General features: G+C 68.5%; 24 protein-coding genes and 1 pseudogene. 17 read left to right on the forward strand and 8 right to left on the reverse strand.

Features of this window, described 5'->3' with window-relative positions; translation table 11 throughout:
* Positions 1 to 3 precede the first annotated feature (3 nt).
* Positions 4 to 636 (reverse strand): GTP cyclohydrolase II, encoded by a 633-nt coding sequence (ribA, locus tag LFM09_RS34695; RefSeq protein ID WP_414100815.1) that lies wholly within the window; start codon positions 634 to 636, stop codon positions 4 to 6.
* Positions 637 to 729: 93 nt separating this feature from the next.
* On the opposite strand from ribA, the gene LFM09_RS34700 reads away from it, so the two are divergent.
* Genes LFM09_RS34700 through LFM09_RS34715 form a run of 4 tightly spaced genes read left to right on the forward strand, consistent with a single transcriptional unit; the run spans position 730 to position 3,827 of the window.
* The gene (locus LFM09_RS34700; RefSeq protein ID WP_414100904.1) at positions 730 to 1,140 is read left to right on the forward strand and encodes a 6-pyruvoyl trahydropterin synthase family protein; all 411 of its coding nucleotides are present in this window, start codon (positions 730 to 732) and stop codon (positions 1,138 to 1,140) included.
* Positions 1,118 to 2,089, forward strand: coding sequence for a glycosyltransferase family 4 protein (locus tag LFM09_RS34705; RefSeq protein WP_414100816.1), 972 nt, complete (start codon positions 1,118 to 1,120; stop codon positions 2,087 to 2,089). The genes LFM09_RS34700 and LFM09_RS34705 overlap by 23 nt, the downstream gene beginning before the upstream one ends.
* On the forward strand, positions 2,086 to 2,865 hold the full coding sequence (locus LFM09_RS34710) for a class I SAM-dependent methyltransferase (protein WP_414100817.1): 780 nt from the start codon (positions 2,086 to 2,088) through the stop codon (positions 2,863 to 2,865). Before LFM09_RS34705 ends, LFM09_RS34710 begins: the two co-directional genes overlap by 4 nt.
* Positions 2,865 to 3,827 (forward strand): lysylphosphatidylglycerol synthase transmembrane domain-containing protein, encoded by a 963-nt coding sequence (locus LFM09_RS34715; protein ID WP_414100818.1) that lies wholly within the window; start codon positions 2,865 to 2,867, stop codon positions 3,825 to 3,827. The genes LFM09_RS34710 and LFM09_RS34715 overlap by 1 nt, the downstream gene beginning before the upstream one ends.
* Here the strand turns inward: LFM09_RS34715 and LFM09_RS34720 are convergent.
* Both LFM09_RS34720 and LFM09_RS34725 read right to left on the reverse strand, forming a co-directional pair.
* A complete protein-coding gene (locus tag LFM09_RS34720; protein ID WP_414100819.1) occupies positions 3,741 to 4,433 on the reverse strand; it encodes a creatininase family protein in 693 nt (230 codons plus the stop codon). The two genes, LFM09_RS34715 and LFM09_RS34720, sit on opposite strands and share 87 nt — an antisense overlap.
* Positions 4,420 to 5,403, reverse strand: a complete 984-nt coding sequence (locus LFM09_RS34725; RefSeq protein WP_414100820.1) for a zinc-dependent alcohol dehydrogenase — start codon at positions 5,401 to 5,403, stop codon at positions 4,420 to 4,422. Before LFM09_RS34725 ends, LFM09_RS34720 begins: the two co-directional genes overlap by 14 nt.
* Before the next feature lie 41 nt (positions 5,404 to 5,444).
* On the opposite strand from LFM09_RS34725, the gene LFM09_RS34730 reads away from it, so the two are divergent.
* On the forward strand, positions 5,445 to 6,179 hold the full coding sequence (locus tag LFM09_RS34730) for a CDP-alcohol phosphatidyltransferase family protein (RefSeq protein WP_414100821.1): 735 nt from the start codon (positions 5,445 to 5,447) through the stop codon (positions 6,177 to 6,179).
* Positions 6,172 to 6,582, forward strand: coding sequence for a DoxX family protein (locus LFM09_RS34735; RefSeq protein WP_414100822.1), 411 nt, complete (start codon positions 6,172 to 6,174; stop codon positions 6,580 to 6,582). Before LFM09_RS34730 ends, LFM09_RS34735 begins: the two co-directional genes overlap by 8 nt.
* Here the strand turns inward: LFM09_RS34735 and LFM09_RS34740 are convergent.
* Positions 6,566 to 7,225, reverse strand: a complete 660-nt coding sequence (locus tag LFM09_RS34740) for a RibD family protein (protein WP_414100823.1) — start codon at positions 7,223 to 7,225, stop codon at positions 6,566 to 6,568. The genes LFM09_RS34735 and LFM09_RS34740 overlap by 17 nt on opposite strands.
* A gap of 84 nt (positions 7,226 to 7,309) precedes the next feature.
* On the opposite strand from LFM09_RS34740, the gene LFM09_RS34745 reads away from it, so the two are divergent.
* Positions 7,310 to 8,884, forward strand: a complete 1,575-nt coding sequence (locus LFM09_RS34745; RefSeq protein WP_414100905.1) for a sulfatase — start codon at positions 7,310 to 7,312, stop codon at positions 8,882 to 8,884.
* Between the two features lie 6 nt (positions 8,885 to 8,890).
* Here LFM09_RS34745 and LFM09_RS34750 read toward each other — a convergent pair whose 3' ends face one another.
* Positions 8,891 to 9,409 carry a DinB family protein gene (locus tag LFM09_RS34750; RefSeq protein WP_414100824.1) on the reverse strand — a complete coding sequence of 173 codons (519 nt, stop codon included), beginning with the start codon at positions 9,407 to 9,409 and terminating at the stop codon, positions 8,891 to 8,893.
* 199 nt (positions 9,410 to 9,608) lie between these two features.
* Here LFM09_RS34750 and LFM09_RS34755 point away from each other — a divergent pair, with 199 nt between their 5' ends.
* Positions 9,609 to 11,168, forward strand: coding sequence for a glycoside hydrolase family 27 protein (locus LFM09_RS34755; RefSeq protein WP_414100825.1), 1,560 nt, complete (start codon positions 9,609 to 9,611; stop codon positions 11,166 to 11,168).
* On the opposite strand, the gene LFM09_RS34760 is transcribed toward LFM09_RS34755, so the two are convergent.
* Positions 11,165 to 12,085 (reverse strand): prenyltransferase/squalene oxidase repeat-containing protein, encoded by a 921-nt coding sequence (locus tag LFM09_RS34760; protein WP_414100826.1) that lies wholly within the window; start codon positions 12,083 to 12,085, stop codon positions 11,165 to 11,167. The genes LFM09_RS34755 and LFM09_RS34760 overlap by 4 nt on opposite strands.
* A gap of 57 nt (positions 12,086 to 12,142) precedes the next feature.
* On the opposite strand from LFM09_RS34760, the gene LFM09_RS34765 reads away from it, so the two are divergent.
* On the forward strand, positions 12,143 to 12,865 hold the full coding sequence (locus LFM09_RS34765; RefSeq protein WP_414100827.1) for a hypothetical protein: 723 nt from the start codon (positions 12,143 to 12,145) through the stop codon (positions 12,863 to 12,865).
* Positions 12,862 to 13,431 (forward strand): DinB family protein, encoded by a 570-nt coding sequence (locus LFM09_RS34770; RefSeq protein WP_414100828.1) that lies wholly within the window; start codon positions 12,862 to 12,864, stop codon positions 13,429 to 13,431. Before LFM09_RS34765 ends, LFM09_RS34770 begins: the two co-directional genes overlap by 4 nt.
* Here LFM09_RS34770 and LFM09_RS34775 read toward each other — a convergent pair.
* Positions 13,362 to 14,495 (reverse strand): MFS transporter, encoded by a 1,134-nt coding sequence (locus LFM09_RS34775; protein ID WP_414100829.1) that lies wholly within the window; start codon positions 14,493 to 14,495, stop codon positions 13,362 to 13,364. The genes LFM09_RS34770 and LFM09_RS34775 overlap by 70 nt on opposite strands.
* Positions 14,489 to 14,941: pseudogene (locus LFM09_RS34780) on the reverse strand (YeeE/YedE thiosulfate transporter family protein); the annotation flags it as partial. The gene LFM09_RS34775 and the pseudogene LFM09_RS34780, both read right to left, overlap by 7 nt.
* 74 nt (positions 14,942 to 15,015) lie before the next feature.
* Between LFM09_RS34780 and LFM09_RS34785 the strand changes: the two are divergent.
* From LFM09_RS34785 to folE, 7 genes are all read left to right on the forward strand, one after another.
* On the forward strand, positions 15,016 to 15,504 hold the full coding sequence (locus LFM09_RS34785; protein WP_414100830.1) for a phosphatase PAP2 family protein: 489 nt from the start codon (positions 15,016 to 15,018) through the stop codon (positions 15,502 to 15,504).
* An 8-nt stretch (positions 15,505 to 15,512) separates the two neighbouring features.
* Positions 15,513 to 16,892 (forward strand): sensor histidine kinase, encoded by a 1,380-nt coding sequence (locus LFM09_RS34790; protein ID WP_414100831.1) that lies wholly within the window; start codon positions 15,513 to 15,515, stop codon positions 16,890 to 16,892.
* Positions 16,889 to 17,536 (forward strand): response regulator, encoded by a 648-nt coding sequence (locus LFM09_RS34795; protein ID WP_414100832.1) that lies wholly within the window; start codon positions 16,889 to 16,891, stop codon positions 17,534 to 17,536. The genes LFM09_RS34790 and LFM09_RS34795 overlap by 4 nt, the downstream gene beginning before the upstream one ends.
* Positions 17,537 to 17,687: 151 nt before the next feature.
* Positions 17,688 to 18,386 carry a 7-cyano-7-deazaguanine synthase QueC gene (queC, locus tag LFM09_RS34800; RefSeq protein WP_414100833.1) on the forward strand — a complete coding sequence of 233 codons (699 nt, stop codon included), beginning with the start codon at positions 17,688 to 17,690 and terminating at the stop codon, positions 18,384 to 18,386.
* Positions 18,383 to 19,018, forward strand: coding sequence for a 7-carboxy-7-deazaguanine synthase (queE, locus tag LFM09_RS34805; RefSeq protein WP_414100834.1), 636 nt, complete (start codon positions 18,383 to 18,385; stop codon positions 19,016 to 19,018). The genes queC and queE overlap by 4 nt, the downstream gene beginning before the upstream one ends.
* Positions 19,015 to 19,506, forward strand: a complete 492-nt coding sequence (locus LFM09_RS34810) for a 6-pyruvoyl trahydropterin synthase family protein (RefSeq protein ID WP_414100835.1) — start codon at positions 19,015 to 19,017, stop codon at positions 19,504 to 19,506. Before queE ends, LFM09_RS34810 begins: the two co-directional genes overlap by 4 nt.
* Positions 19,503 to 20,123 (forward strand): GTP cyclohydrolase I, encoded by a 621-nt coding sequence (gene folE / locus LFM09_RS34815; RefSeq protein ID WP_414100836.1) that lies wholly within the window; start codon positions 19,503 to 19,505, stop codon positions 20,121 to 20,123. Before LFM09_RS34810 ends, folE begins: the two co-directional genes overlap by 4 nt.
* Position 20,124: the final 1 nt, after the last annotated feature.

The following is a 20,124-nucleotide window of genomic DNA, read 5'->3' on the forward strand; positions in this document are numbered from 1 at the left end:
AAATCAACGGGCGTGCGGCAGCGTGAACGAGTCGACCTGCGGCAGGTCGTGACCCAGGCGGTCGCGCTTCGCCGTCAGGTACGCGATGTTGTGCGTGTTGGGCGCCATGAGCAGCGGAACCCGTGCGGTCACCGGGATGCCGTTGTCCTCCAGGGCCGCGATCTTGTCCGGGTTGTTGGACATCAACCGCACCGACTGCACGCGCAGGTGCTTCAACACGCGCGCCGCGGGGGTGTAGTCGCGGACGTCCACGGGCAGCCCCAGGGACGTGGCGGAGTCGAGCGTGTCGAGGCCCTGGTCCTGCAGGACGTGGGTGCGGACCTTTGCCACCAAACCGATGCCGCGACCCTCGTGGCCGCGCAGGTAGACGAGGATGCCGCTGCCCTCGCGCACGATGGTGTTCAACGCGGCGTCGAGCTGTTCGCCGCACTCGCACCGCATCGCCGCGAAGATGTCACCGGTCATGCACTCGGAGTGGATGCGCACCAGCACGTTCTCGCGCAGCTTCGTCTTGCCGTAGACGAGGGCCATGTGCTCGTGGCCGTCCGCGCGGAACGCGACTGCGCGGAAGGTGCCGCGGCGCGTCACCAGGTCGGACTCCGCCACGTCTTCGTCGTTGAAGGCCTGTTCGAACATCTCGGGTCCCCTCGTCAACCGGCGCCTCCCGGGCGTTCAACTACGCTCGGGTGCGAGGTCGCACCGTAACCCGACCGCACAGCGGAGGTCATCCTGTTCAGCATCACCGTCCGCGATCACGTCATGATCGCCCACAGTTTCCGCGGCGAGGTCTTCGGTCCGGCACAACGTCTCCATGGAGCAACGTTCCTGGTGGACGCAACGTTCAAACGTGCCGAGCTGGATTCGGACAACATCGTTGTCGACATCGGACTCGCGACGCAGGAGCTGAACAAGGTCCTGGCCGCGTTCAACTACCGCAACCTGGACGAGGAACCCCAGTTCAAGGGCATCAACACGTCCACTGAGTACCTCGCGAAGCACATCGCCGACGCGCTCGCGGACAAGATCTCCGAAGGTGCTCTCGGTGAGGGTGCTCACGGCATCGATGCGATCGCCGTCACACTCCACGAGTCACACGTGGCGTGGGCCGGCTACGAACGTGCACTTCGTACTGCCGGCTGACGTCGAAAATCCGGCCAGTCCCAGCGGCGGCAACGTCTTCGACCTGCGGGTCGGAGCAGGGCTCACCCGCCTGACCGTCGCTGGTGACTGGCCGCGTCCGCGTGACGTCACCGCGTTGCGGCAAACGCTTGCGGGCATCCCGGACGGCGACGTCGTGCTCATCGACGGCCTGGTCGGCTGCGGTCTGCCCGAGGTGGTCGTTCCGCACGCCCGACGGCTGAAGCTCGCCGTTCTCGTGCACCTGCCGCTGGCCGACGAGACCGGTCTCGATCCCGGGACGGCCGCGCTGCTCGACGACAAGGAACGCCAGGTCCTGCGGGCTGCGAGCGCGGTCATCGCGACCAGTCCGACCGCCGCTCAGAACATCAGGTCCAGGCACGGGCTCGCCGAGGTCCACGTCGTCCTGCCCGGCACCGATCCGGCTCCGCTCGCCACCGGCACGGACGGGGTGTCGAGGCTGCTCTGCGTTGCGTCGATCACACCCCGCAAAGGCCACGACCTGCTGGTCAGCGCCCTGCGGAAGATCGAGTTCGACTGGCGGCTGGAGTGCGTGGGCCCGCAGCGGCCGTTCCTCGACACACTCCCTCAGGACGACCGCGTCAGCTTCCCCGGACCACTCAGCGGCGAGGCTCTGACCAGCGCATACGACCGTGCCGACCTGTTCGTGCTGGCATCACGCGCCGAGACCTACGGCATGGTCGTCACCGAGGCGCTGGCGAGAGGTTTGCCGGTCATCGCGAGCGCCGTGCCGGACGCGCTCGGAGACGGCGGCCTGCTGCTCCCGCCGGGCGACGCAAATGCATTCGAAGCTGCACTAACGCGCTGGTTCCATGATCCAGATTTCCGGGCCGAACTGCGGGCGCGAGCACTGACCCGCAGGGCCAATCTGTCCACATGGGACGAATCCACAGAGGACCTGCGGAGGGTGCTGGCTAGTCTGCGGCCATGACCTTCGCCCCGGAATGGCTGGCACTGCGGGAAAACGCCGACGCTGCCGCACGCTCGACCGAGCTCGTCGATGTGGTCCGCGAAACACTGGTGAACCGAAACCGGCTGACGATCCGTGACCTGGGTTGTGGCACGGGATCGATGGGACGATGGCTCGCCGGGAGGCTCGGCGGCGTACAGCACTGGGTGCTGCACGACCGCGACCCCCGGCTGCTCGGGCTGGCGGAGGCCAGCATGAGCGCCATCGAGAACGTCACCGCCGAGACGCGTCAGGGAGACCTGACCGCGCTCACCGCCGCCGACCTCGCGGGCGCTGACCTGGTCACCTGCTCCGCGTTGCTCGACTTGCTCACTACCGACGAGATGAACGCTCTGGCGGTTGCATGCGTAGAAGCACATGTGCCCGCACTGTTCACGCTCTCGGTGGCAGGCCGGATCGACTTCGACCCGGCCGAGCCGCTCGACGCCGCCTTCCAGGACGCGTTCAACGCTCACCAGCGCCGCGTCGTGGACGGGCGCAGGCTCCTGGGACCGGACGCTCCGGCCGCTGCCGAAGAGGCATTCGCGGCAGCCGGCGCTTCGGTTCGAACGGAACCGAGCCCGTGGCGGATGAACTCCGACGCCCTCCAGCACGAATGGCTGAAGGGCTGGGTCGGTGCGGCGGTCGAGCAGGAACCCACGCTTGCCGCGGAAGCGCCCGAGTACCTGCGCCGCAGGTCACAGGCCTCTGCGGTGGTCCACCACGTCGACCTGCTGGCACTACCTGGAGCTGCATGATGAAGAAGTTCTGGCCGTGGCTCCGTCTGCTGCTGGCGGTGGCGATCCTGGTCGGCCTTGGCCTGCGCCTGGGCACCGGGGCGTTCCTCGACGGACTGCGCGCGATCGACGCGTTCTCCGTCGCCGCCGCACTGGCGATCGGGTTCGCGACGACGTTGCTCAGCGCCGGTCGCTGGGTGCTCATCGCGCGCCGCCTCGGCCTGTCGCTGTCCATGAGGACCGCGGTCAGCGACTACTACCGCGCGTTGCTGGTCAACGCCGTGCTGCCCGCGGGCGTGCTCGGCGACGTGCACCGCGCGGTGAACCACGGCCGTGAGTCGGGCGACGTCGGACGGGGCGTGCGCGCCGTGTTCTTCGAGCGCTTCGCCGGCCAGATGGTGCTCATCGGGATCGGGCTCGCGGTGCTGCTCCTGCACCCCGCGCCCGGCCTGGACCTCAACCTCAGCGGCACCACCGTCGGGCTCGTTCTCGCTGGTCTGGTCGCTGCGGCGGTCGTCGGCTGGCACATCAGGCCGGTCCGCCGAGTGTTGGTGAACACGCTCGCGGACGGCATCCGGCTGCTTTCGCTGAAGACCTGGCCCGCGGTCATCGCGCTGTCGGCCGCCACGGTCGCCGGCTACGTGGCGATGTTCGTGGTCGCCGCCCGCGCCGCCGGCTCGGACGCCACGATCACGCAGCTCGCGCCGGTCGTCGTGCTGGCGTTGCTGATCATGGCGATCCCGGTGAACATCGGCGGGTTCGGGCCGCGCGAGGCGTTCCTCGCGGTGGCGTTCGGCGCCGCCGGGCTCGGTGCCCAGGCCGGTTTCACCACCGGCATCGTCTACGGCGTGCTGGCGTTGATCGCGGCCCTGCCCGGCGGGGTCGTGCTCTTCCTGTCACGCCGTGCCAAGACCGAAGAGGTCGAGGTAGTGGCGGAACGACTCGGTCAGCCCCGCGAGCAGGAGCTCGCCCTTGCGCGCTGACGCCAGTGACGGTCGCCCGATGACGCCGGATTCCGTGTACGGCGTCAGACCGAGGGTGAGCATGTGCCGCCGGTCTTCCGCCAGGTGGTCAGCAGTCTCGTAGCCGGGCCGGATGAGATCGGGGTGAGCGTGCAGGAGGATCGAGGTCTCCAGCTCACCCGCGTGCATGTCGCTGTACGCCGAGGTTTCGATGCCGGCTTTCTCCCGCGCGAACGCCCAGTCGTCACGGCCGGGGAAGAGCGCGATGTTCTGCCCCTCCTGCACGATGTTCGACAGCACGTAGTTGCCGCCGTGACCGTTCACCAGCACCAGGTTCGTGACTCCGTTGCGCCGCAAGGACTCCGCGATGTCCGTGACGACTGAGATCAACGTGCTGGCGGAGATGCTGACGGTGCCCGGCCAGTCGGCGTGTTCCTGCGAGCACGAGAACTGGATCGGCGGCAGCAGCCGGACTCCGTGTGCCTTCGAGATCTCCGACGCGATGGTCCACGCGATCACCGAGTCGGTGGCCAGCGGCAGGTGCGGGCCGTGCTGCTCGGTGCTGCCGACCGGGAGCACGGCCACGTTCTCACCGCGGACGTCGACCGTGGTGTCACTGGGAAACATGCGTCCGACCGTAGTCAATCCGGTGGCACAGCGCCGGAATCTCGCCGTCGGCCAGCTTCGGCATCACGTCGGGCAGTTCCTCGAACGCGCTGTCGCCGGTGATCAGGGCGTCGAACCGGTCGTCGGCGAGCAGGTCGAGGGCGAGCGCCATGCGTTCGGCGTAGGTGCGGTCCGGGCGGCCGACCGTGCCGACCTGGCTGCTGCGGATCGTGAGCCGGCGCGAGTGGAAGTACTCGCCCAGCGGCACGGCGATCTTGCGGTCCCCGTACCAGCTCAGCTCGACGACCCGGCCCTCCGGCGCGAGCAGGTTGAGCGCGGTGGTGAGACCGGGTTCTGTCGCACTGGCGTGGAAGACGAGGTCGCAGCCGTCGAGGGCGTTGCCCGGCAACGCGAATCCGATTCCCAAGGCCCGGGCGACCGACTCACGAGCCGGATCGGCGTCCACGAGCTGGACGCGCGCGCCGGGGAACGTGGCCAGCACGGCCGCGATGCTCGACCCGACCATGCCACCGCCGACCACCGCGATCCGGTCGCCGATCGACGGGTGCGCGTCCCACACGGCGTTCACCGCGGTCTCGACGGTGCCGGCGAGCACCGCCCGAGCAGCGGGAACCGCGTCCGGCACGACCGTGACCGAGGCCTCCGGGACCACGTAGCGAGTCTGATGTGGATAGAGGCAGAACACGGTGCGCCCGCGCAGTTGTTCGGGCCCGTGTTCAACCACGCCGACGTTGAGGTACCCGTACTTCACCGGCCACGGGAAATCGCCCTCCTGGAAAGGAGCCCTCATCACCGCGTACTGGTTCTCCGGCACACCACCGCGGAACACGAGGGTCTCCGTGCCGCGGCTGACCCCGGAGAACAGCGTGCGCACCTCGACCTCACCCGGTCCCGGCTCGGCCAGTGTGACCTGCCGAACCTCTCCTTTTCCGGATTCATTGAGCCAAAAGGCACTCGCCGTACGTGTCACTCACAACACCTCCGCCGCACGAAGTCCACTAGGGGCACCTGATGATCACACTTCAGCACACCCGGACACCCGCTGTCGTTCGGGAGCCCGCCGTCTGGGCCGCCGCCCAGGTTCTCGCGCTGAGCGTGGTCGCTGCCACCGCGGGCCTCGGGCCGCTCGGCTGGGCCGCCGGACTGGCCTACGGGTTCGCCACTTGGGCGTTCCTCGGCTACGGCATGCAGCGCCACCGCACGATGTCGCTGGGACCTGCCGACCGGGTGACCCTGGCGCGCGGCCTGATGGTCGGCGCGGTGACCGCGTTGGTGGCCGATCGTGCTGGTCAGGACGTTCCGGTGGCGCTGGTGGTGACTCTCGCGGCGGTGGCGTTGTCGCTCGACTGGGTGGACGGCCAGGTCGCGCGGCGCACCGGCACCTCGACCCCGCTGGGCGCGCGGTTCGACATGGAGGTCGACGCGTTCCTGATCCTGGTGCTGAGCGCGTACGTGGCCGTGCACATGGGTCCGTGGGTGCTCGCGATCGGGCTCATGCGGTACGTCTTCGTCGCGGCGTCGTGGAAGTTCCGCTGGATGAACGCTCCGCTGCCGGCCAGCTACGCGCGCAAGGTGGTGGCCGCGGTGCAGGGCATCTTCCTCGTCGTGGCGGCTTCTGGCCTCCTGCCGTTCGCCACTGTTCTCGTTGGTCTCGCGCTGGCATCGTTGGTGTGGTCGTTCGGTCGCGATGTGCTGTGGCTGTGGCGCAACGCCAACGTTTCGGTGGGAGGATCCCGTCATGTCTGAGCAGACCACCTCAACCGCGGCGAAGGTCGGCAACGTCGTCGTCTGGATCCTGCAGATCGTGCTCGCGGTGCAGTTCGTGATGAACGGCTGGGCGTTGTTCGGCGACGACTTCGTCAAGAAGTTCGACGACATCGGCTTCGGTCAGTGGTTCCGCTACTTCACCGGCGTGCTGGAGATCGGCGCGGCGATCGGCCTGCTCATCCCGCGCATCTGCGGTCTCGCGGCGCTGGGGCTGGCGGGCATCATGACCGGTGCCGCGCTCACCGAGCTCTTCCTGGTCACCAACGGCGGTCTCGACGACGCCATGATGCCGATCATCTTCGTGGTGTGGTCGCTGGTGATCGCGGTCTACCGCCGCGAGCAGATCTTCGGCGCGCTCAAGCTGGTCACCGGGAAGAAGTGACTTTCGGGAAGTAGCGGAGAACCGCGACGTCCCCGACTTTCGTGACGTCCTCCAGGTGGAATCGGCGCGCCGGGCCACCGGGGAATTCGGCGGGATTCACGAAACGCGGGGCCGTCGCCTGCCCGATCAACATCGGCGCGACCGCGACCCTGATCTCGTCGGCGAGTCCTGCTTGCAGGAACGCCGTGTGAATGCTCGTGCCGCCTTCGACCATGAGCCTTCTCACACCGCGTGCACCCAAATCGTCCAGAATTTCCGGGAAATCGCGAAAGTTCTTGATTTCCGCGAGGTGGTCCACGGTGGTCGGCGTGGTCGCCGAGTAGACCACCCGTTCGCCTCCGCAGTGCCAAAACCGCAGCTCAGGGTCTAGTTGCCCGCGCCTGGTCACGATGACCCGCAGCGGGAACTCCGGTTTGCCGTCCGCTATTCTCTGCGCACGCCGCTCGTCGCTGTAGACGAGCAGTCGCGCGTTGTCACGACGCAGCGTCTCGGCCCCGGCCAGAATCGCGTCCGACTCCGCGCGCATCCGGTCGACGTGATCGAAGTCCTCGGCGTTGGAAAGCGGAAACCTCTCGGTGCCGCGATCGTCGATGTGGCCGTCGAGGCTGACGGCGACGCTCAGCAGAACGTGCGGGCGGGTCACGGACCAGATGGTAGTGCAGTTGAACCGGGCACGGGTCGCCACGCGTTTGTTCACTTAGGAACGGAAAGGGGAATCTCGGTGAGGATGTTGCTGCGTCGGACGGTCACGCTCTTGGCAGGGCTGTTCGTGTTGTTCGTGCTCATCGCACCGAGCGACCTGGAGAAGTTCACGTTCGAGGCGTTCCTGCGGGTGCCCCTCGAAGGGCTCATCGGCGTGATGGTGCTGGTGCTGCTGCCGGACCGGTTCCGCAAGCCCGCGGCCGTCGTGGGCGGCATCGCGCTGGGGCTGTTCGCGGTCGTCAAGGTCATGGACATCGGGTTCGACATGGTGCTCTACCGGCCGTTCGACCTCGTCCTGGACTGGCCGCTGCTCGTGCCCGCCATCGACTTCGTGGACTCGACGTTCGGCCGTTTCGCTTCCGTGCTGGCCGTGGTTCTCGCGGTCGCCCTGGTCGTGGGCTTCGTGTTCCTCGCCGCTGCTTCGGTGCTGCGGCTGAGCTCCGTCGCGGCCGGCCGGCGTCCGGTGGCCGTGCGCGCGGTGGCTCTCGTGGCCGTTGCCTGTGTTTCGCTTGCCGTGCCTGGGATTCCGGTCTACTCGGACGCCGCCGCGACGTCGTTGGTCGATCACGCCCGGCGCGTTCAGGTCGGGCTGCACGACCAGGAGGTGTTCGCCGCCGAGGCTTCCGTCGACGCGTACCGCGGCCAACCCGGGCTGCTGTCCTCGTTGCAGGGCAAGGACGTCGTCATCACGTTCGTGGAGAGCTACGGGAAGTCGGCTCTGGAACTCCCGGACGTGTCCGCGAAGCTCGCGGACGGCAACGCACGGCTGGCGGCTGCCGGGTACTCGGCTCGCTCCGCCTTCCTGACCTCGCCGACGGCCGGCGGTGGCAGCTGGATGGCGCAGGCGACGCTGCTGTCCGGGCTGTGGATCGACAACCAGCAGCGCTACCGGAACCTGGTCGCGTCGGACCGGCTGACGCTGCCGCGGGCGTTCCGCGAGGCGTCGTGGCGTTCGGTCGGTGTCGTTCCCGGCATCACGCAGGCCTGGCCCGAAGGCGATTTCTTCCACTACAACGAGATCTACGCGGCGCAGGACCTCGGGTACAAGGGGCCGAAGTTCGGTTACGCGACGACGCCGGACCAGTTCACGCTGGAGGCCTTCCAGCGCGCGGAACGGTCGAAGGCGCACGGCCCGGTGATGGCGGCGATCCCGATGGTGTCCTCGCACGCGCCGTGGTCGCCGACGCCGGACTCGGTGGACTGGAACCAGCTCGGTGACGGCTCGATCTACTCGACGATGCCCGCCTCGGACGACCCGCCGGAGTCGATCTTCGGCCGCGACCCGGCGGCCGTGCGTGCCGACTACGGGCACTCGATCTCGTACTCGCTGGAGTCGGTGGTCTCGTACGTCGAACGCTACGGCGACGAGAACCTGGTGTTCGTGTTCCTCGGCGATCACCAGCCGGCGCAGATGGTGACCGGCGAGGGGGCCTCCCGGGACGTGCCGATCACCATCGTGGCCAAGGATCCCGCTGTGCTGGACCGCGTTTCGGCCTGGAAGTGGGACGACGGCATCAAGCCGGGAGGGTCGGCCCCGGTGTCGAAGATGAGCGACTTCCGGGACCAGTTCCTCTCGACCTTCTCGCCACCGCGGCCTTGAGAGGCCTCAGCCCATCGTCTTCTGGCCGTCGATCGTCTCGCGGATGATGTCCGCGTGGCCGGCGTGCTGCGAGGTCTCGGCCACGATGTGCACGAACACGCGCCGCGCCGACCACGTCTTGCCCTCGGGGAACCACGGGGCGGGCGGCAGCGCGTGCGAGAGGTCCATGTCGACCGTCTCGACCAGCTTGTCGGTGTGGGCCGCGATCTCGTTGTAGCGCGCGATGATGCTCTCCAGCGTCTCGCCCGGCTCCATCCGGAAGTTGCGCTCGTGGTTCTCGTAGTCCTCCGACTCAGGGTCGGACGCCATGGCCTCGGTGCCGTGCTCGATGAACTTGACCCAGTTCTCCTCGACCGACGCGACGTGCTTGATCAGGCCGCCGATGCTCAGCACGCTCGCCGTCGGGCTCGACGCGGCCTGCTCGTCGGTGAGGCCCTGCGCGGTGAACGTCAGGAACCAGCGGTGCTGCCGCAGCGTCTCGAGGAGGTCCGCGCGCTCGCCGGTGAGGATCTCGGTGGTGGTCATCGCCCTGTCCTTCGCTCGTTTGTCCCGACATGAAGGACTGTATGACCACTTGAGGTCAGCTTGTGTCCTAGTGGAGCGGCCGCTCAAGCGAAACTTGAGCGATTTTCGAGCGATCTGGCGCTGACCTGGTCTGGTCCAAACGTTCCCGAACGGGTTACTCCTCGCTAAGGTGAAGAATCTTCACCTCTTGGAGGAATCGATGCTGGTCATTGGCGCCCTGCTCGCCTCCCTGCTCGTGGCACCGACCGCGGATGAGCCCGCGCCGACGCCGCCGCTCGGCTGGAACTCGTGGAACACGTTCGGCTGCGACATCAGCGAGTCGAAGATCCGTGAGACCGCCGACGCGATGGTGTCGTCGGGCATGAGGGACGCCGGTTACGAGTACGTCGTGATCGACGACTGCTGGTTCGACCCGGCCCGTGACGCGTCCGGTGCGCTGCGGGGATCTCCCGACCGGTTCCCCAGCGGCATGAAGGCCATGGGCGACTACCTGCACGCGCGCGGGCTCAAGTTCGGCATCTACCAGGTGCCGACCGCCCGCACGTGCGCCCAGCGCAACAACGCCTACCCCGGCTCCACCGGCAGCGCGGGCCACGAGGCGCAGGACGCGCAGACGTTCGCCTCCTGGGGCGTCGACTACCTGAAGTACGACTGGTGCTCGCCGGAGGGCAGCCGCGACGAGCAGGTCACGCGGTTCTCGGTGATGCGGGACGCGTTGCGCGCCACCGGGCGCCCGATCGTCTTCAGCATCAACCCGAACAGCTACCACGCGCCGACCGGTGACGACTACAACTGGGGCCAGGTCGCGGACCTCTGGCGCACCACCGAGGACGTGCTGGACATCTGGCAGAACGGCAACGTCAACAGCTACCCGATGGGTGTCGTCAACGCGCTCGACGTCAACGCACCCCTTGCCGCGCAAACAGGTCCGGGGCACTACAACGACCCCGACATGCTGGTGGCCGGACGTCCCGGGCTGACGCTGACCGAGTCGCGCTCGCACTTCGCGCTGTGGGCGTTGATGGCAGCGCCGTTGATGGCGGGCAACGACATTCGCTCGATGTCTGCGGACATCAGCGCGTTGCTGCGCAACTCACGCCTGATCGCGATCAACCAGGATCCGCTGGGCGCGGGCGGGCGGCGGGTGCGGGACAACGTCTACGTGAAGCCCCTGTCCGACGGCTCGGTGGCGGTCGGGTTGTTCAACCGAGGCAACGCTTCCACGACGTTGAGTGCTTCACCGGCCGAGATCGGCTTGGCGGGCAGCGGGTTCACGATCGTCGACCAGTGGACCGGTGCTGTCGTGAGCTCGCTGTCGGCTTCGGTTCCCGCGCACGGGGTGGCGGTGTTCAAGGTCAGCGGTGGCACGCCGATCCCGTCGAGCACTTTCTCGTTGCGCGGTACGGCATCCGGTCGTTGCACGGACGTGTCCGGCCCGTCGACCGCTCCTGGCGCCGCGGTCATCCTCTACGACTGCCACGGTGCGGCGAACCAGCTGTGGACCTCGTGGCCTTCGGGCGAAGTGCGGGTGTTCGGTGACCGTTGCCTTGACGCGGCAGGCACTTCACCTGGCTCTCGGGTCGTCACGTGGACGTGTCACGGCGCCGGGAACCAGCAGTGGCGGTTCAACTCCGACGGCACGATCGTCGGCGTCCAGTCCGGGCTGTGCCTGGACGCGTCCGGTGCAGGCACGGCGAACAACACGCGGTTGATCGTGTGGACCTGCACCGGGCAGAGCAACCAGAGGTGGAGCCGCTAGCCCCGCAACGTCGCGAGGTTCGCGCCGGTCAGCCCCAAGATGGCCTGAGTGGTTGCGCGTGGGGCGTTGGCCTTGTTGAAGCCGGACGCGTCGAACGCGATCGCGCCCGCTTCCGGTCCTTCGCACACCTGCAGAGACTTCAGGAAGTCGCGCGCCTTGGTGTTGCGGATGACCTGGGCCGCGAGACCGGTGCTGTTGGCGTTCGAACCGCCCTGCGCGCTCGGGAACCCGCCGTCGGGCTGCTGCTTCGACCGCAGCCACTTGACCGCGTTGCCGGTCGGCTTGCCCTGCGTGCGCAGCGCCTGGATCACGATGGCGGTGGCGTCGACGTCGCTCACGCACGGCGCTGCCTCGAACGTGACCGGGAAACCGCCGTCCGGGCACTGGGTGTTCGCCAGGTAGGCGGCGCCCTGCGCGTTCTTGCTGAGTGCGATCAGGGCGTAGGACTGGGTGAAGGCGTTGGAGAAGTCGCCGAACTCCGAGCGGTCGGAGAACCGGCCGGACGGTGCCTGCAACGCCTTGAGCCCGGCGATCAGGTCGACGCCGGCGAACGAGCGCGGGTCCTTGCCCTTCACCCTGGCCGCGATGGCGAGCTTGGCGTGCGCGCCGGCGTACGACTCGCCGTCCGTGCCCAGGTACGCGGTGGAGATCTCGGGCTTGGCGAGCCACGCGATGGCGCGGTCTCCGTGTTCGTCGGAGTGCTTGGCGGCCGCGAACGCGAAGATCGCGTCGATGGTCAGGCCCTGGTCCGGGTACTTCACGCCACCGAACTCGGTCTCCAGGCGTTCGCCGTCGGCCATCTGTCTCGCGAGCCACCCCGCGGCGGCGTCGACGCGATGGCCTGTGCCTGCCTGCGCCGGCACGGCCGTGGCGACGAGCGAGGCGCCGAGCGCTGCGGCAATGATCAGTTTCTGCACGTTCTCGACCTTCTCATTCCCGCGTGCTGGACCGACGCGTTTTGCCAGACTCGTGGCATGCGTCTCGCCCTGTCCCTGCTGCTGGTGCTGGCCGCGTGCTCGTCCGCGCCTGCGGACCCGAAGGTGCTGCTCAAGCAGTGGCTCGACGCCGTCCGGTGGCAGAAGTCGGTGCGGTTCAACGTCGAGATCAAGGTCGAGGGCCGGGACCCGCGGCGGCGCACGTTCGCCGGGGTGCAGCACGTGAACGTCAGCGGCGGCGCCACCGAGCAGCAGGACGTGACCGCGCACATCGAGAACAGCTACCGCGTGATCGACTACCGCGCCCTGACCCTCGGACACGACACCTACCTGCAGCATTCCGACCTGACCCTGCCGCCTGGCAGGACGTTCGCGCAGATGGGCGTCGGCGGAGGGGTGTGGGTCGGGCGGTTCGGCGTCGACCTCTCGCTGGACGAACGCGCGTACGACCCCGGTTCGTTGTTCACGTCCATCGACCGCGACACGCTCCGGCTGGTCGAGAGGGAGGACAACCGGTACGTGCTCAGCGCGGGCGGGGTGCCGCACTCCGGTGGCTACACGAAGGGCGAGGTGCGGCTGGTCGTCGTGGTGGACGACGAGGACCGTCCGCTCCGGGTCGAGCAGACCGCGCCGACGAACGACCGGCAGCAGGAGATCCGCATCGCCGAGTACAGCCAGTGGGGAACAGCGCCCGACGTTTTGCGCCCCGCTGCGGAAACCGTCGCGAAACCGTCAGAGGTCGTCGTTGAGGTCGGGCCATGATTGCTGAGGATCTCCAGCGGTACCTGCAGGAGTCACGCGACTTCATCGTGTCCTCTTTGGACGGTCTGAGTGAGTACGACGCGCGCCGGCCGCTCGTGCCCAGCGGCACCAACCTGCTCGGCCTGGTGAAGCACCTGATCGGCATCGAGTTCGGCTACCTCGGTGACAGCGCGGGCCGCCCGGCGCCGGTCACGCTGCCGTGGAACGAGGACGGTTCGGTCTGGGAGAACGGCGACATGTGGGCCAAACCGTCCGAGTCGCGCTCCTACTTGCTCGATCTGTACCGGTTGGCCTGGAAGCACTCCGACGAGTCGATCGCTTCTCTGGCTCTGGACGCCCCGGCTTCGGTGTCGTGGTGGGCGGAACACAAGCGCCAGACGACGTTCGGACACCTGCTCGTCCGCGTTGTTGCCGAGACCTCGCAGCACGCGGGCCACTGCGACATCGTGCGGGAGCTGATCGACGGCCGGTCCGGCGCCGACAACCCCGAGGGCTACTACGACCTGGTCCTGAGCATGGCCAGCGCTCCGATCACCGGCCCCGGCACGAGCAGCAAGAACGCATAACGCCAGGTGACGACCTCGGCCAGCAGCGGCACGAGCTGGATGCTGACCACCGTCAGCCCGAACCCGATGGCGGTCAACGCGGTGAGCGCCGTCCCGACGTAGCGCGGGTCGGCGACCTCGCTCAGCGACGTCGAGAACACCCCGGAGTCCGCGATCACCGAGGCACCCCACACCGCGCAGAACGCGATGAGTGCCACGGTGCCGGCCTGATGCGCCAGCGGGCTGAGCAGGCAACACGCCCCGCTGACGGTGAGCGCCCCCACCGCCGCCGGAGCACGCCCGAACCGATCCGCCGCCCAGCCGCCGATCAGACACCCGACCGCCCCGGCCACCCCCATCGTGAGGAACACCGCGAGCCCGGTGGGAGCGTTCGCGCTGATGAGGAACGTCGGCAGCCACGTCCACAGCGCGTAAAGCTCCCACATGTGCCCGAAGTAGCCGAGGTTCACCAGCCGCGGCTTGCGCTCGCGGAACATCTGCACGGCGTACCGCGGGTTGAGCTGCGCCGTCGTGGCGGTGAGAAACGGCCCCGGCCGCACGACGAAGAACGCGACCAACGCACCCACGAACGCGATCGCCGCGGCTGTTGTCAGCACCTCGCGCCACGGCAGCCGCCCGAACACGTGCGGAAGCGCCGAGCCCAACGTCAACGCCCCGATCAACACACCCAGCGCCCGCCCGCGGTTCCGCGTCTCCGACCAGGACGCCATCAGCTTCATCCCGACCGGGTACACGCCCGCCAATGCCACGCCGGTGAGGAACCGCAGCGGAATCGCGGCCCACAACCCGTCGACTCCGAGCGCCAACAGCAGCGTGAACCCCGCACCGGCCGCCGCCGAGATCGCGAGCAGCAGGTGCGGGCGGACGCGGTCGGCCAGGTTGAGCACCGTGGCCCCGACCGCGCCCGTGACGAACCCGAGCTGCACGGACGCGGTCAGCCACACCGCCGCACCCGCGCTGATGCCCCACTCGTGCCGCAACGAGGGGACGACCGCGGACATCGAGAACCACACGGCCAGGCCCAAGACCTGGACGAGTGCGATGGCCGCGCGCTGGATCAGCACACCGAGTCGCTCGGTTTGGGGTTCGCGAGGCCGAACAGGGGCCTCAGCCGGAGCCCGATCCACGTGCCGCCGAGCGCGAACACGCCCCACAGCCACCCGTGCAGTGACCCGACGGAGATGCCGCCGAGGTACGCGCCGACGTTGCAGCCACCGGCGAGCCGAGCCCCGATGCCCATCAGCACTCCTCCCAGCACGGCCGCCAGAGCCGTGCGCCACGGAATCGTGCTGTGAATCTTCCACGCTCCGGCCGCCGCCGCAGCGATTGCGGCGCCGATCATGATGCCGATGTTGGTCAGCGACGTCTTGTCCGTCCAGATCGGAGCGGCCAGCGCCTTGGCGTTGGCCGGCGTCTGCCAGAACTCCCACGCCTCGGGGTGCAGCCCGAGCAGCTGCACGAGCTTTGCGCCCCACAGCGCGAACGCGAACGTCACGCCCCAGATGCCGCCCTTGTCGAAAGTAAGGTCTGATCGGTTCCGATCAGCAGAGGTGCCGCGAGCGCGATCTTCGTAGCTTCGGCTGGGTGACTTGGCTTGTGATCGGCACCGACGCGGTGCTCTTCGTGTTCGCGCTGATGTTCGGGTGGTTGTTGCTGAAGCTCCGGCTGCGGGCGTTCCTCGCCGGCGCCGGAGTGGTGGTGGCGTACGCGGTGAGCGAGGTCGTCAAGCTCGTCGTTCAAGAGGAACGGCCTTGCCGCACAGCGCCTTCGCTCGCGGTGTGCCCGGAACCGGGCGACTGGTCGTTCCCCAGCAACCACTCGGTGATCGCGGGTGCGTCCGCGATGGCGATCTGGGCGATGCACCGCACGCTCGGCTGGGTGGCGGCGGTCTGCGCGCTGGCCGCGGCGGCGTCGCGGGTCGTCGTCGGTGTCCACTATGTACACGACGTCGCGGCGGGGCTCCTGCTCGGCGCACTGGTGTCGTGGGGAATCGCGGCTGCGCTCAAGAAGAAGAACGAGCAGAAGCGGAGTGCGGACGAGGCGCCGACCGTGGTGCTCAGCCGGCTGCGATGATGGCAGGCGTGGCGTGGGAGGTCGTGCTCTACCTGATCGTGTTCGTCGCGGCGTTCGCGGTCGTGCGCAACCGGCCGGCGGTCGCGCTCGGGCTCGCGCTCGCCGCCTGGCTCGTCTGCTACCTGGTTCGCGTCGAGTTCGACACCGGCGTGATCGCGCTGGCGCCCGCGCTGGCGATCACCAGCTTCTTCGCCGGGCGCAACGCGAAGGACCCCCGTGCGACCGCGATCGCGCTGACCATCGCCGAGATCGCGGGAGTCGTGGTCGCGCTGACCGAACGCGGTGGGTCCGACACCGCGCTCGCCGTCACGTCCGGCATCGGGGTGCTCGGCGTGGTGCCGTGGGCGTTCGGCAGGTTCCGGCGGAGCTACTCGCAGCTCAAGGAGGTCGGCTGGGAGCACGCCGCGCTGCTGGAACGGGACGCGGACAACGCCCGCAACGCCGAGCGCGCCCGTCTCGCCGGTGAGATGCACGACCTGGTCGGCCACGAGCTGGCACGGGCCGCGTTGCTGGTGGGGGCGCTCGAGCTCGAACCGACGCTGACTGCCCAGCAACGTGAAGCCGCGAAGACCGCGCGGGCCAGCGTCACGGCGGCCGCCGAACGGCTCGCCGACGTCATGCAGGTGCTGCGCGCCGACGAGGACGACCCGGTCGCGACGATCGAGGAGGTCGTCGAACGCTCCGGCCTCGACGTCAAGCTGATCAACAGCCGGCGGGAACCCCTCGACGGGATCATCGCCAGGACCGTGCACCGGGTGGTCGCGGAAGCGCTGACGAACGTGATCAAGCACGCGCCCGGTGCCCGCACAGAGGTAGAGCTCAGCGCGAAGCTCGAACTGCGCGTCACCAACGGACCGGCACCGCGGCCACCCGCCGTCGGCAGTGGAAAGGGACTCGTGGGCCTCGCCGAACGCGTCGCGCTCGTCGGCGGCTGGTTCGACGCGGGGCCGAAGGACGGCGGGTTCGAGGTCAGGGCGAAGCTGCCGGAGCGCCCGCTGCCGCGCACCACGCCCACGCACGTGCGCCGCGAGAGCACCGAGGCGGAGATCAGGAAGAGCGCCAAGCGGACCGTGCTGATCACGTCCGTCGTGTGCGCGGGGATCGCCATCGGTGTGCCCGGCTACATGGTGTTCGACGCGGCGACGTCGGTGCTCACGCCGCAGCAGTTCGCGCGGGCCGGGCTGGGCGAAGAAGAAGACGCGCTGGACCTGCCGTTGCGCACGCGGGTCGACAACCCGTTGGGGGTCCAGGGCCCTCCGCGAACCGAGTGCCGGTACTACTCGACGCACGCCAACCCGTTCGACCACGAGCGGCACGATCTGCACCAGCTGTGCTTCCGCGGCGACCGGTTGGTGCACAAGGAGTGGCTCGTCAGGAGGTCCGGTTGATCAGGGTGGTGCTCGCCGACGACGAGCCCGTGGTCCGGTTCGGGGTGAAGGCCGTGCTCGCGACGGCGGACGACGTCGAGGTGGTCGCGGAGGCGGAGAACGGCAGCCAGGCGCTCGACCTGGTTGCGCGGCACCGGCCCGACGTCGCCGTCCTCGACATCCGCATGCCCGGCCTCGACGGGCTGGACGCGGCGAACCTGATCCGCGAGCGCCACCCGGACACGCGGACGCTGGTGCTGACGACGTTCGCCGACGACGCCTACATCAGCCGGGCGCTCGGGGAGGGCGCCGCCGGCTTCGTGCTGAAGACCGGCGATCCGCAAGAGATCATCGCCGGAGTGCGGGCCGTCGCAACTGGTGCCGCGTATTTGTCTCCATTGGTGGCGAAAAGAGTCGTCGATCAGCTGTCGGGAGCACGTCCGAGGCCTGCTGCGACGCAGCGGATCGCCGTCCTGACGGCACGGGAGCGGGAGGTGCTCGGACTCGTCGGCGCGGGGCTGTCGAACGCCGAGATCGCAGCTCGCCTCCACGTCGTCGAAGGTACGGTAAAAGTGTACGTAAGTACCATTTTGAGACGGCTCGGTGTGCGGAACCGCGTGCAGGCCGCGATCATCGCGCACGAGTCCGGGATCATTCCCGGCTGATACACGAACCCTCGTGTATCACTAGAACCTTTTTCGGGTGTTGACGGCCGGAAATCCGTCGCTCTACGTTTGGCATCAATCGGACTTTGATCCGCCGACGTCCGGGCGCTCATTTCCCTGCATTGACTCATCTGGAAAAGGTGATGATCACATGAACGCGCCTGCAATCGTTCTGCTCAGTGGTGGACTTGATTCCACCACGACCCTCGCCATCGCGAAGAAGCAAGGTTTCCTCCCGTACGCGCTGAGCTTCAGCTACGGCCAGCGGCACAGCGTCGAGCTCGCGGCGGCCAAGCGGGTCGCCGAGCAGGTCGGCGTGGCGCGGCACATCGTCGCGGACATCGACCTGCGGGTCTTCGGCGGTTCCGCGCTGACCGACGACATCGCGGTGCCCAAGGGGCGCGACGAAGAGCAGATGGCGGGGGAGATCCCGCCGACGTACGTGCCGGCCCGCAACACCATCTTCCTGTCGTTCGCGCTGGCGTACGCCGAGGTCGTGGGCGCGCGGGACGTGTTCACCGGGGTCAACGCGGTCGACTACAGCGGCTACCCGGACTGCCGGCCGGAGTACATCGAGGCCTACGAGGCCATGGCGAACCTCGCCACCAAGTCCGCGATCGTGGGCGAAGGCCGCATCCGCGTGCACGCGCCGTTGATCGACCTCACCAAGGCCGACATCGTGCGCAAGGGCATCGAGCTCGGCGTCGACTACTCGCTCACATCGAGCTGCTACGACCCGCCCGCCGACGGCGTCGCGTGCGGCACGTGCGACACCTGTGTGCTGCGTTTGAAAGGTTTCGACGAGGCCGGTATCGCGGACCCCGTGCGTTACTTGGCAGTGCCGGCATGACCTACTTCGTCAAAGAAATCTTCTACACCTTGCAGGGGGAGGGCAGGCACGCCGGGCGTCCCGCCGTGTTCTGCCGCTTCTCCCGGTGCAACCTGTGGACGGGGCTGGAGAAGGATCGCCACCGCGCGGTCTGTCAATTCTGCGACACGGATTTCGTCGGCACCGACGGTGTCAACGGAGGAAAGTTCAGAACCGCATCGCAATTGGCGGCCGCCATTTCGAACGTGTGGGCCGCCGACTCGGACGAGGGCAAGTTCGTCGTCTGCACGGGCGGGGAACCGTTGCTGCAGCTCGACATCGCGGCCATCGACGCGTTGCACGACCGCGGCTTCGAGATCTCCGTCGAGACGAACGGCACCCAGGTGCCGCCGCCGGGCATCGACTGGCTCTGCGTGAGCCCGAAGCTCGGTTCCGAGCTCGTCGCGACCAGCGGCCAGGAGCTGAAGCTGGTCTTCCCCCAGGTGAACGGCGAGCCCGAACGGTTCGAGCACCTGCCGTTCGAGTCGTTCCGGCTCCAACCCATGGACGGCCCGGACGTCGTAGCCAACACCGAGGCCGCGATCGAGTACTGCAAGCGCAACCCGAAGTGGAGCCTCTCGGTGCAGACCCACAAGTACCTGGGAATCGCATGACCGCGTACTCGGTGTCCGTGCGGCACAACTTCGAGACCGCGCACCGGCTTCCACACCTCGCGGGCAAGTGCGTGAACCTGCACGGCCACTCGTGGTGGATGGAGGCCAAGGTGTCCGCGCCGGCCCTGCACGCCGGTGCCGTCGTCGAGTTCGGCGCCCTGAAGGCCCGCGTCCGCGAGTGGATCGACACGCACCTCGACCACGGCGCCATGCTCGGCGCCGACGACCCGCTGGTGGACGTGCTGACCGAGCACAAGAGCAAGGTCTACCGGTTCGGTGCCGCCAACCCCGAAGGCGCCGAACACCTCGCTGAAGGCCTGGCACACCCGACCGTCGAGGCCGTCGCCGAACTCATCGCCCGCGTCGTCGACGACGCGCTGCGCGACCTGCCGAGCGCACCCGGCGCCCGTGTCGCGGAGGTGACCGTGCGCGAGACGCACGTGAACTCCGCCTCGTGGTGTCAGAGCGAAAGGGGCTCAACCCCATGACAGTCACCAGCATCAGCCTCGGTCCCGCGTGGGCCGACACCGCGGTCGTCGAGGCCGCCGAGCACGCGCGGGCGATGTTCACCGCGCTCGGCATCCCGTGCGACACGGAGTCCACCGAACGCACACCGCTGCGGTTCGTCCGGGCACTGGCGGAGATGACCAGCGGCCTGCGCCTCGACCCCGCCAGGCACCTGCGGGTGCAGTTCCCGCCGGAGTCGGTGAACCAGGGCGTGATCGCCGCGGTCGACGTGCCGTTCGTGGCGCTGTGCGAACACCACGTGCTGCCGTTCCTCGGCCGGGCGACGGTCGCTTATCTTCCGGCGCCCGGAGGTCAGATCGTCGGACTGTCCAAACTGGCCAGGGTGATCCAGGAGTTCGCGGCACGGCCCCAGGTCCAGGAACGGCTCGGGGAGCAGGTCGTCGAGGCGTTGATGGGACACCTGGCCGCGTCCGGCGCCGCCTGCCTGATCCGCTCCGAGCACGCGTGTCTGACGATGCGCGGCGCGGAGGCCCACGGCGCGGTGATGGTGACCTCGCACCTGGCGGGGGACTTCACTTCCGATCCGGCGTTGCGCACCCAGGTCATGGGTCTCGCCCCGACCTACATCAGGAAGTGAG

The organism is Lentzea alba (assembly GCF_047445655.1).
Classification (GTDB): domain Bacteria; phylum Actinomycetota; class Actinomycetes; order Mycobacteriales; family Pseudonocardiaceae; genus Lentzea; species Lentzea alba_A.

Bases quoted from the DNA above. Each gene is read 5' to 3' on its own strand.
- ribA (WP_414100815.1), bottom strand. From the start codon at position 636: ATGTTCGAACAGGCCTTCAACGACGAAGACGTGGCGGAGTCCGACCTG.
- LFM09_RS34710 (WP_414100817.1), top strand. From the start codon at position 2,086: ATGACCTTCGCCCCGGAATGGCTGGCACTGCGGGAAAACGCCGACGCT.
- LFM09_RS34715 (WP_414100818.1), top strand. From the start codon at position 2,865: ATGAAGAAGTTCTGGCCGTGGCTCCGTCTGCTGCTGGCGGTGGCGATC.
- LFM09_RS34720 (WP_414100819.1), bottom strand. From the start codon at position 4,433: ATGTTTCCCAGTGACACCACGGTCGACGTCCGCGGTGAGAACGTGGCC.
- LFM09_RS34730 (WP_414100821.1), top strand. From the start codon at position 5,445: ATGATCACACTTCAGCACACCCGGACACCCGCTGTCGTTCGGGAGCCC.
- LFM09_RS34735 (WP_414100822.1), top strand. From the start codon at position 6,172: ATGTCTGAGCAGACCACCTCAACCGCGGCGAAGGTCGGCAACGTCGTC.
- LFM09_RS34745 (WP_414100905.1), top strand. From the start codon at position 7,310: ATGTTGCTGCGTCGGACGGTCACGCTCTTGGCAGGGCTGTTCGTGTTG.
- LFM09_RS34750 (WP_414100824.1), bottom strand. From the start codon at position 9,409: ATGACCACCACCGAGATCCTCACCGGCGAGCGCGCGGACCTCCTCGAG.
- LFM09_RS34755 (WP_414100825.1), top strand. From the start codon at position 9,609: ATGCTGGTCATTGGCGCCCTGCTCGCCTCCCTGCTCGTGGCACCGACC.
- LFM09_RS34765 (WP_414100827.1), top strand. From the start codon at position 12,143: ATGCGTCTCGCCCTGTCCCTGCTGCTGGTGCTGGCCGCGTGCTCGTCC.
- LFM09_RS34770 (WP_414100828.1), top strand. From the start codon at position 12,862: ATGATTGCTGAGGATCTCCAGCGGTACCTGCAGGAGTCACGCGACTTC.
- queC (WP_414100833.1), top strand. From the start codon at position 17,688: ATGAACGCGCCTGCAATCGTTCTGCTCAGTGGTGGACTTGATTCCACC.
- queE (WP_414100834.1), top strand. From the start codon at position 18,383: ATGACCTACTTCGTCAAAGAAATCTTCTACACCTTGCAGGGGGAGGGC.
- LFM09_RS34810 (WP_414100835.1), top strand. From the start codon at position 19,015: ATGACCGCGTACTCGGTGTCCGTGCGGCACAACTTCGAGACCGCGCAC.
- folE (WP_414100836.1), top strand. From the start codon at position 19,503: ATGACAGTCACCAGCATCAGCCTCGGTCCCGCGTGGGCCGACACCGCG.